8 protein-coding genes and 1 pseudogene are annotated in these 5,524 nt (G+C 35.2%); 5 read left to right on the top strand and 4 right to left on the bottom strand.

All coding sequences use genetic code 11. The features are described 5' to 3' along the window. The first annotated feature begins 16 nt into the window (after positions 1-16). Genes IJQ68_RS09775 through IJQ68_RS09785 form a run of 3 tightly spaced genes read left to right on the top strand, consistent with a single transcriptional unit; the run spans position 17 to position 1,310 of the window. Complete coding sequence (locus IJQ68_RS09775; RefSeq protein ID WP_292799889.1) at positions 17-172, top strand: hypothetical protein; 156 nt, start codon at positions 17-19, stop codon at positions 170-172. Between the two features lie 39 nt (positions 173-211). Continuing rightward, the gene (locus IJQ68_RS09780) at positions 212-664 is read left to right on the top strand and encodes a hypothetical protein (RefSeq protein WP_292799892.1); all 453 of its coding nucleotides are present in this window, start codon (positions 212-214) and stop codon (positions 662-664) included. Position 665: 1 nt separating this feature from the next. After that, positions 666-1,310, top strand: a complete 645-nt coding sequence (locus tag IJQ68_RS09785) for a DUF116 domain-containing protein (protein ID WP_292799895.1) — start codon at positions 666-668, stop codon at positions 1,308-1,310. On the opposite strand, the gene IJQ68_RS09790 is transcribed toward IJQ68_RS09785, so the two are convergent. The 4 genes from IJQ68_RS09790 to IJQ68_RS09805 are packed head-to-tail and all read right to left on the bottom strand — an operon-like array spanning position 1,307 to position 4,313. After that, positions 1,307-1,510 carry a hypothetical protein gene (locus IJQ68_RS09790; protein WP_292799898.1) on the bottom strand — a complete coding sequence of 68 codons (204 nt, stop codon included), beginning with the start codon at positions 1,508-1,510 and terminating at the stop codon, positions 1,307-1,309. The genes IJQ68_RS09785 and IJQ68_RS09790 overlap by 4 nt on opposite strands. A gap of 1 nt (position 1,511) precedes the next feature. Then, positions 1,512-2,714: a hydroxymethylglutaryl-CoA reductase (NADPH) gene (gene hmgA / locus IJQ68_RS09795; protein ID WP_292799901.1), complete on the bottom strand. Its 1,203-nt coding sequence runs from the start codon at positions 2,712-2,714 to the stop codon at positions 1,512-1,514. Position 2,715: 1 nt separating this feature from the next. Continuing rightward, the gene (gene sucD / locus IJQ68_RS09800; protein WP_292799904.1) at positions 2,716-3,576 is read right to left on the bottom strand and encodes a succinate--CoA ligase subunit alpha; all 861 of its coding nucleotides are present in this window, start codon (positions 3,574-3,576) and stop codon (positions 2,716-2,718) included. Positions 3,577-3,587: 11 nt separating this feature from the next. After that, the gene (locus IJQ68_RS09805; RefSeq protein ID WP_292799907.1) at positions 3,588-4,313 is read right to left on the bottom strand and encodes a hypothetical protein; all 726 of its coding nucleotides are present in this window, start codon (positions 4,311-4,313) and stop codon (positions 3,588-3,590) included. A gap of 155 nt (positions 4,314-4,468) precedes the next feature. Here IJQ68_RS09805 and aroD point away from each other — a divergent pair, with 155 nt between their 5' ends. After that, positions 4,469-5,143 (top strand): type I 3-dehydroquinate dehydratase, encoded by a 675-nt coding sequence (gene aroD / locus IJQ68_RS09810; protein WP_292799910.1) that lies wholly within the window; start codon positions 4,469-4,471, stop codon positions 5,141-5,143. A gap of 11 nt (positions 5,144-5,154) precedes the next feature. After that, positions 5,155-5,524: pseudogene (locus tag IJQ68_RS09815) on the top strand (peptidase S24); the annotation flags it as partial.

Here is a 5,524-nt window from a genome sequence, read left to right on the forward strand (position 1 = left end):
ATATAGGTGATTTTAAATGTGTTCTACCGGTGGGCCAATGGCCGATATTGATTTGAAAAAATTGAAAACAAAAAGATATAGATGTTTAGACTGTGGAAATGAATTTAAAGGACTAGGCAGAAAAGTTGTTTGTCCGTCCTGTCAAAGCGACAACGTTGAATCCAAAGAATAAATAAACATTTATTCTTCTTTTTTTATTTTTGTGATATTTATGAATATTGACTTTAGCTATGATGAAATATTGTTTTTGGAAGGTGAAACAGGCACCGTCGGTGTTGTAAAAGTTGCACATGACAATAAAATGCTTTTTATAGCTACCCAAGACAATGAAGAAATTGTTCAGTTCCTTGAAAAAGACGATCTCATAGCTGTCTCAAATTTTAAAAAAGACAAAAGAGCCATTAGAGCACAGGCCTATCTGACACGTGAAGAAGACTCACCAATAGTTATTTTGAATAAGAATCATCCGTCAACCAAAAGATTATCTCAGGTATTGTCCGTTGGCGAAAAAGTAAACCTGAACTGCAACATTACTCCAGGAACCCATCCTGAACAGGATGTATTATGTTCATGTGACTCATTATCAGGGCTGTCTATTGTTAAAACTCCAACTGGTGTTGAATTAAACAGAAAACATGATACATACACTATTGAAAGGTTTTAATATGACTTTTGACTTTGAACTATTATACTCATTGCTTGGAAGAGCGATAATCATAATTGCAATACTGATTATAATATTATTCATTATTTTACTGATTTTTGGAAGAATATTTCTTAAAAGGGGAATCGTAATTTTTCCAAAATTTCTATTGTTCATTATTGATACTCTTTATTCACCATTCAAATCAATAGCCAGACTTATAAAGCTGGATGACCATCTGATTGATGATTTGAGCATTAAAATTAGAAATGACATCAACAAGAAAAAATTTGAAAAGATTCCTGCCGATGAAACATTAATCTTTTTGCCCCATTGCTTAAGGCATAAGGATTGTCCCGCAACTCTTCAAAAGGAAGGAGTTAACTGTACGTGCTGCGGATTATGTTCAATCGGTGTCATTAAAAAGAAGGCTGAGCCTAAAGGATACAAATTATATATAGTTCCAGGGTCAAGCTTTGTTAAAAAGATTGTGATGGAAAATAAGTTTAAGGCAGTGATTGGAGTTGCATGCCATGAGGATCTGAATCAGATGATGATGTTGCTTTCTGATTTCTGTCCGCAGGGAGTGCTTCTTAAAAAAACAGGATGTTATGAAACAAAAGTGGATGTAAGTGAAGTATTGAAACTGATTAACTCCAAGAACTAATCATAATACTCCATAAATTCCATGGATTCTGGTGTCTGGCTGAATTCTTCAATGAAATCTTTCAAGTCTTTAATAAACTCTTTTTTTCTTTCAGCCAAGTCTTCAATTTGAGAATAATCCTTTTTTACAGCAATATTCATTATTATATCATCAGTTTCCAGATTAATCTCTGGCAAAAGCAAATTATCAATATCTTCCATTTTAACCCCTTCCAAGTTCCTGGTGGGCTCTTGCAAGATGACCTGCAGCCAATGCTCCCATAAGTGATAATTCACCTGCAAGAACAGTACTTGCAACAATTTCAGCGAATTCACGAGCTTTTCCTGAACCTGCAACACCCAAAATATTAAGACCTTCGTTTGCAACTTCAAGACTTGTTCCTCCACCTACAGTTGCAACAGGCAAGTCAGGTAAATTAACTGAGAAATATAAATCCCCATCACGTGCCTCAGCTGTTGTGATACCTAATGATCCTTCAACAACATGAGCTGCATCCTGTCCGGTCGCTAAAAATATTGCTGCAACCATATTTGCATAATGGGCATTGTAACTTAAGCTTCCGCTTACAGCAGAGCCTATTAAGTTTTTAGCTACGTTAACTTCCTCTATTGCTTCAGCTGTAGTTTTTAACTTTTTGTTTACAATATCCTTTGGAATAATGATATCAGCAACAACACTTTTTCCTCTTCCTTCTACCATGTTGATTGCTGCCGGTTTTTTATCGACACATGCATTTCCGCTTAATGCAATGTGACGAGCGCTAGTCTGACTAGCTAATTCATCAAGAATTTTTTCTGTAGCGATGGTAACCATATTCATACCCATACTGTCTCCTGTTGAGTAAACGAAACGTGGATATACATATGAACCTGCGATTAGTATTGGATCGATTTTTAAGAGTTTTCCGTGAGAAGTAGTGGATTCTGCAATTTCTTTTAATTCATCAAAATTATCAATAAACCATTGTTTGATTTGCAATGACTGGCTTGCACTTTCAGTTTTAATTACAGGTGCACGGGTCATTATGTCAGATATGACATGAGCATTAACTCCGCCGGATGCGGTTATTGCAGATGCACCCCTGTTAATTGAAGCCACTAAAGCTCCTTCAGAGGTTGCAAGAGGAATGAAAACTTCACGATTGCAGTTATCGCCATTTATTTTTAAAGGACCTGCAATTCCCATAGGCAACTGCAGAACACCAATGGAATTTTCAATGTTTCTTGCTGAAGCTCTTTCCATGTCCAGAGTATAATTGGAGATATTATCCAAACGTATAGAATATTTTTTTTCTAAAAATTCACGTCTAATGTCTGTGGCTTCCTTGGCTGAAACTTCTTTATCAACCTGATAAAGTTTCATTTCACCATTTAACAATTTATCAATAATTTCTTGATGAGTCATATTACATTTCCTTTTTAAGTAAGTTAACAATTTCAGACGGCATCTTGGCTACTTCAACACCAGCATTGTTTAAAGCTTCGGTTTTACTTGCAACAGTACCGGAATTTCCTTGAATAATTGCACCAGCGTGTCCCATTCTTTTTCCAGGAGGTGCGGTTCTACCTGCAATATAAGATACGACAGGTTTTGTCATTTCGTTTTTAATGTATTCTGCTGCTTTCTCTTCAGCGTTTCCTCCGATTTCACCAATCAATACAACAGCTTCAGTATCATCATCAGCTTCAAATCTTTTAAGAATATCTATGTAGTTTGTACCGACAACAGGGTCTCCGCCGATTCCGACACAGGTACTTTGACCTATTCCTGCACGGGTAAGTTCACTGGCTATTTCATAAGTCAATGTACCGCTTCTTGAAATAACACCAACATTACCTTCATCAAAGATATGTGTAGGCATGATACCTAATTTACCGATGCCCGGAGAGATAATTCCCGGAGTGTTCGGACCAATGACAGTGGTTCCCCTCTGATCAGCATATGCCATAATATCCAAACTGTCATGGATTGGGATGTGTTCTGAAATAATAACAACCAAATCCAAATGTCTGATTGATTCGAAAGCTGCGTCCTTTGCAAATTTTGCAGGTACGAAGATAATTGAAGAGTTTATATCAGTTTCTTCCACAGCCTCTTCGATAGAATTGAAAATTGGAACACCCAAGAAATCCTGACCGCCTTTTCCAGGAGTTACTCCAGCTCCAATATTAGTATTATACTTTAACATTTGTTCTGTATGAAAAGAACCTTGCTTTCCAGTTATTCCTTGAACTAAACAATTTGTATCTTTATCCAATAAAATCATATTATACCATCCTAACGTAAAATTCTTGTTTTATTTTGAAATGGAACAGCCAAATCTATAACATTACCGTTCATTAATGCAGTAGCGGAAAAGATTACGCTGCCGGGCAACACATTACAGGTTGTCCCTCTTTCAACCAAATATGTATTTTTATTTCCAAGTGCTGCTCCAATCATTGCACTTGCTATTACACCAACAGATTCAATATTCTCTACTGTAGCAACCACTACAGGATCATCAGTTTCAGAAGAAACAAAGCCAACACCAGGAATTTCTTTGGTTTTGGCTTCTATCAAATCAGAAACATCAGTTAAATTATCCATTCCTTTTGCTGCCTTGATTGCGGAGTTTGCAACATCTGCAACAAAAGGTTCACCACCATAGGTATCGAAACCTAAGATAATCGCATCAGGATAATATCCTTCGCGAAAGCTTGCTTCAGCATAGGATATTCCTTCACCCGCTTCGGATTTGACTTTTGAAATTCCAGACAAATCGCCTAAATTTTCAGCACAATCTTTCAGTATATTTACTATTCCTTCATTAACAACTTCAAGTAAATCATCTTCAACGAAAGCACTGATGACAACATCATCTCCAGTGATATTGGTTAGGGCAGCCTTACTGGCTCCTAACTTCTCAAGCTTATAAAGATTACTTTCAATGCTTTCTGTCAATTCTTTACTACAGGACACATCATTTTTAGAAATGTCTGCCCCTATAGCTGTGATTTTCAAAATAACACCTTTAATAATTTGATTAAAAAATTTCATAAAATAATAAAATTTTATCTGTTATATAATTATGTCAGTTAATTTATATAAATATAAGTCATTTTAAAAGAGATTTTTTAGAAAAAATTAATAAATAATTACTATCAAAAATATTTATAATGTATTCACAAACAAAAATAGCTATTCCAATTTTTCAACATGATATTGATGGGGTAATAGAAGTTGCAAATGACTGCATCAAAAAAGGTGCTGACATTTTGGAATTTAGAATTGATGGTCTTAAAGACCCGAATTTTAATGAAATAAAGAAAGTCATTGAAGAAATCAATTTTCCTATGATTGCAACCAACAGAATTTCAACTGAAGGTGGTTCCTTTAAAGGATCTGAAGAAGAAAGAATAGATATTTTATACAAATGTTGTGATTTAGTAGACTATGTGGATATTGAGCTTCAAAGTGATGATGAATATATTAATATGATTCATGATACTGGAGTCAAGACCATTGTATCTTATCATGATTTTGAAAAAACTCCTGAAATTGATGAAATAACATATATTGTCAATAAAGAGCAGGAGCTTGGAGATATTGCCAAAGTTGCATTTATGCCTAATGATTTGGAGGATACGCTAAAGATATTAGCAATCCTGTCACACTGCGAAAATACTATTGCCATTTCCATGAGTGATTTGGGAAGCTACACAAGAGTCATGGCATCCAAATTCAATTCTCCAATCACATTTGCTGCGGGAAGAGATGCTACCGCTCCAGGTCAAATCGATATAGAAACAATGAAAGCTTTATTAAATATGGATTTAAATATCTTAGATTAAAGGGTGATTTTATGGCTAAAAAAGGCGTTTTAGCTTTAGGTATTATTATAATTGCTTTACTTATTTTTGGAGGATATTTCCTGTTTGTTGGAGAATCCGTTAATGTTTATATGGATGGTGAAAATGTAACTGCACAGTCAATAATTTCCCCATTTGCGGGTGTTGACACCGATAAGATGAACAGCGAAATTTGCGATTATACTTTTGATGTTATGAACAGCACTAACGGAAGCGTTCAAAGCTTAAGGCAGGGAATACTCAGAATATGCCTTTCATATGGCTTGGATAATGTGAAAGTTAATCTTGACTCATCATTAGGCAGCGATGAAATTCCAATTTTATTCCATGTCGAAGGAAATTCAATGTATCCTACATTAAAAG

Source organism: Methanobrevibacter sp. (assembly GCF_017447225.1).
Classification (GTDB): Archaea; Methanobacteriota; Methanobacteria; order Methanobacteriales; family Methanobacteriaceae; genus Methanocatella.